Source organism: Flectobacillus sp., from assembly GCF_049240685.1.
Lineage (GTDB): Bacteria > Bacteroidota > Bacteroidia > Cytophagales > Spirosomataceae > Flectobacillus.
In genome coordinates this window covers 1-3767 of sequence record NZ_JBMLSD010000266.1, presented here as the reverse complement: position 1 = coordinate 3767, position 3767 = coordinate 1, and the positions used below count along the sequence as shown (strand labels likewise).

At 35.5% G+C, this 3767-nt stretch carries 5 protein-coding genes; all 5 read left to right on the top strand.

The annotated features are described in order from the left end of the window. A partial coding sequence (locus tag ACOVQ4_RS12345; RefSeq protein ID WP_421820948.1) for a helix-turn-helix domain-containing protein occupies nucleotides 1–758 on the top strand: 758 nt, incomplete at its 5' end. A 59-nt stretch (nucleotides 759–817) separates the two neighbouring features. Continuing rightward, complete coding sequence (locus tag ACOVQ4_RS12340) at nucleotides 818–1090, top strand: hypothetical protein (protein ID WP_421820947.1); 273 nt, start codon at nucleotides 818–820, stop codon at nucleotides 1088–1090. A gap of 325 nt (nucleotides 1091–1415) precedes the next feature. Then, nucleotides 1416–1568, top strand: coding sequence for a hypothetical protein (locus ACOVQ4_RS12335; RefSeq protein WP_421820946.1), 153 nt, complete (start codon nucleotides 1416–1418; stop codon nucleotides 1566–1568). A gap of 337 nt (nucleotides 1569–1905) precedes the next feature. Next, nucleotides 1906–2358 (top strand): SRPBCC family protein, encoded by a 453-nt coding sequence (locus tag ACOVQ4_RS12330; protein ID WP_421820945.1) that lies wholly within the window; start codon nucleotides 1906–1908, stop codon nucleotides 2356–2358. A 263-nt stretch (nucleotides 2359–2621) separates the two neighbouring features. Then, the gene (locus ACOVQ4_RS12325) at nucleotides 2622–3506 is read left to right on the top strand and encodes a pirin family protein (protein ID WP_421820944.1); all 885 of its coding nucleotides are present in this window, start codon (nucleotides 2622–2624) and stop codon (nucleotides 3504–3506) included. The last annotated feature ends 261 nt before the right edge of the window (nucleotides 3507–3767 follow it).

The following is a 3767-nucleotide window of genomic DNA, read 5'->3' as shown; positions in this document are numbered from 1 at the left end:
CCCCCCCAAAAAAAATGCCCAACCAAACCCCTCTAATACTCGCATTAAAAGCTAAAAAGTCGAATGTTGAAATACATAAACATGCGGCTTTTCAGATAGTTTTTACTGATGACTATCCCTTTAGTACCACACTCGAAAGTCAGGAGTATCCAGATATCTTTGGGTTTGTAATCAAACCTCAAGTAGCACATGCCTGTGTGTGTAACCAAGGAAATGTGGTTATTCTAAATATCGAACCTTATTCCTTTTTGGGGAAGCTTATTGAAGAACAATTGGGTAATAAAAATGCAGTGGTCTTCTATGCTAAATCCGAATTTCAGCATTTTTTAGGTCTTCAGGAAGGTGCTTTTTCTATCGACAGATTGCTTGATTTAAAAAGCCAAAGTTCAAGCACCAAGCCTTTGGATACCCGAATCGAGAATGCTATCGCATTTATTCATGAGCATTTTAAAGCGGAAAACATCTCGACTCAGGACCTTGCCAATCATGTATTTTTGTCTCCTTCTCGATTAGCTACTTTGTTCAAACAACAAATGGGTAGCAGTATCAGCAAATACCTTTTGTGGACTAGATTGAGAAATGCCATTTTTCAAATTTTAACTACGAAAGACAAAAATCTGACAACGATTGCTTTGGAAAGTGGTTTTTACGACTCTTCGCAAATGACTAAATATATGTACCAATTATTTGGCATTTCACCTTCCAAACTGAAGCAAAAAAGTGATTTGATACAATTTTTAGCAATTGAGACTGCCTAATTTTATGGTACTAAATTTAGTAACCTAGAGCAATCATAACTTTTAAAATAACCTAAAAAATGTACAGAATCATTGTTTCAATCGCATTGTCAGATAGTGGAATCGACACCATCAAATCAACGCCAGAACTTCCTAAAAAGGAAATGGAATTTGTCAATCTTTGGAAGGCCGAAGGTATTTTGGAAAGTTTCTATATTTCTGTAACCAAAAAAGAAGCCGTTCTTATATTTAAAGATATCGACGAAGCTAAATGTAAGGAACTGATAGAGATACTGCCCTATTTTCCCTATATGTCAAAAATTGAATACCTCGGGGTAGATAAGCAATTTTAATAGTGAGTAATCGTGCAGAATAAGATTTAAGTTTTTTATTTTAGTGACAAGGCAACAGGCACAAGGCAAAGAGTGTTAAAATGTTTTTAATGACCACAGACATACATTTTTCCCAAAGCCTACCGCCGAAAGCCGTTACCTGAAAGTTTAAAGCACAATCTTAAACTTTATTTTGCGCACTAACTTGGGTAATTGTGTAAAATAAAATTTAGTAAAGAAAAATCCACAATATATCTACGATTCGCATTGCTATTATGAGCTTATTCTAATAACTGATGTACTGTTACCTAATAACTTACTTTTACTAAATCTATTAAAAACTATTATGACAACAATTGAAATTCAAATAGAAGAGAAAAATAAAATTCTTAAAGGACTTGAAAAAGCTTATGAAAAGCTTTTAGAATTTAAGAAAACTCAAAATAGTGAGTTGATGGTTTTACGGGACAATAAAATTGTCAAAATTAAACCTGAATAAATGACATATCTACCTAACTCTGGTAGCCATTTCGCCATTACATTTCTCCGAAAATTCTTTTATAAAATTATTTTCACAAACCATCTTGAAAGCAATTTGAAGGTGGTTTTGTTTTTGGGAGCTAGGATAAAAGAGCCTAATTCCCTCCTCTCCTACACAAAGTCAAAATCTGCTAATAAGTAATAAAACAGTTTATTGCAGAATTTCAGGGCTGTATTCTTACCATTCATCAAATTATTCATCAAAAATTGATGGCATTGATAGCCATGAATTAAATAATTTCTCATATTAGTGTTGAAGTCACATACTACCTTTAACTTATTGAATCCACCTTGATATGATAAACAAAACTATAATCATCGAAACACAATTGGCTGCAACACCTGAAACTGTTTGGAACTTCTTAACAACCCCTAGTCTATTGGCCGAATGGCTCATGCCCAACAACATCATACTTGAAAAAGGAAGGGAATTCCATTTCAAAACAAAGTCTCGCGTAAAACTTGGCTTTGATGGATTGATAACTTGCCAGATTTTTAAGCTCAAGCAAAATTCCGAAATAAGTTATTCGTGGCAAGGAATACTCGCCCATGAACAACACAGCCTCGAAACTACTGTTACTTGGACAATCGTACCAACAAAAACTACGCACCAAACTATTCTGAGATTAAAGCAAGAAGGATTTATTGGTTTCAAAAATCTTATTCCTTTTGCACTATTACAAAAAAACTGGGAACGATTACTTACCAAAAAGCTCCCAGATGCCATTGCCAAACATGAGGTAGTGTAGCTATTAGTTGTGCGTTAGGCTCTAGGCTCTATGCAATGGATGAGCTTTGGAAAAAGCATGTCCGCGCGGTTAATAAAAATATTTTAACATGCTTTGGCTAGTGCCCATTGCCTAATTTCTAAACTAACAAATCAAGAATATAAGATACTGATAATTAAAACTTTACATCCACAATCCATCATTCTTCTTATCTTTCATGCCCCTCGGTTCTATTTTGGGCTGACTTATTCTTTGAAATTTACATCTAAAAAGTATCTTTGTATATGTCAAATCTAAGCCATATTATCGAAGAACGACCACACGAAGTTGGAAACTTCTGGGTAGGTCGATTGCTCCCATTCCGTACCAAGCGAATGGTTGGTCCTTTTACTTTTATCGACCACATGGGGCCTACACAGCTGCAAGATTATGAAAACTTTGATGTTGGGCCTCACCCTCACATTGGACTATCCACCCTTACCTATCTGTTTGAGGGTAGTATTATGCACCGCGACAGTCTTGGTACACAGATGGAAATTCAGCCAGGTGCAGTCAACTGGATGACAGCAGGTAGAGGAATTGTACATTCCGAGCGCACTCCAGATTATTTAAGAAATTCGCCTAAATTTTTGCATGGTTTACAGATTTGGGTGGCATTACCTAAGCATTTAGAACAGATAGAACCTAGTTTTTTTCATGCAGAAGCCAACACTCTTCCTGCATGGGAAGAAGACGGCGTACAATTCAAACTCATTGCGGGTACAGCTTTGGGTTATGAGTCACCTGTACCAGTTTATAGTCCGCTTTTTTTACTAGAAATCAAATCAACAGCCCCCAAAACCATTAATATCGGAAAGTCCCTTTTTGGCGAGGCTGCTATGTATATTTTAGAAGGAAATGTAGAAAGCGAAGGGAATATCTATGAATCCAAAAGAATATTAGTAGCAAAAGATGCGTCACTTTGTGAATTTTCAATAGGCGAAAATACAACTCTATATATTTTTGGAGGAGAACCTTTTCCTGAAGAACGATTTATGTTTTGGAATTTTGTGGCCAGTGATAAGGCCATGCTCGAGGAGGCAAAACAACGTTGGCAAAATCAACAGTTTCCCCAAATCGAGGGCGAAACGGGCTTTGTTCCTTTGCCAGTGATTGGAAAGGTTTCTTAGCTCTTTATACTGATTTTCGAGTTAGAGCCTTAGTATTAGTGCTAAATTTTGAGTTGTCAATTCTGAATGTAAAATTTTAATTATCAACATCTTACATTTTCAATTGATTAGACATTTGATTACTGGACAAATTTGAAGATACTAGTTCAAGACTTAGTCTTGGACTCATTTTTTTAACAGTTTTAAACTGTTTTTAAAATCATCAGTGAAAAAGTCTAAATACCTTTTCTCGTTTTGTCCAGTAATCAGGTTAATTGTATA

Bases quoted from the DNA above. Each gene is read 5' to 3' on its own strand.
- ACOVQ4_RS12340 (WP_421820947.1), top strand. From the start codon at position 818: ATGTACAGAATCATTGTTTCAATCGCATTGTCAGATAGTGGAATCGAC.
- ACOVQ4_RS12325 (WP_421820944.1), top strand. From the start codon at position 2,622: ATGTCAAATCTAAGCCATATTATCGAAGAACGACCACACGAAGTTGGA.
- ACOVQ4_RS12335 (WP_421820946.1), top strand. From the start codon at position 1,416: ATGACAACAATTGAAATTCAAATAGAAGAGAAAAATAAAATTCTTAAA.
- ACOVQ4_RS12330 (WP_421820945.1), top strand. From the start codon at position 1,906: ATGATAAACAAAACTATAATCATCGAAACACAATTGGCTGCAACACCT.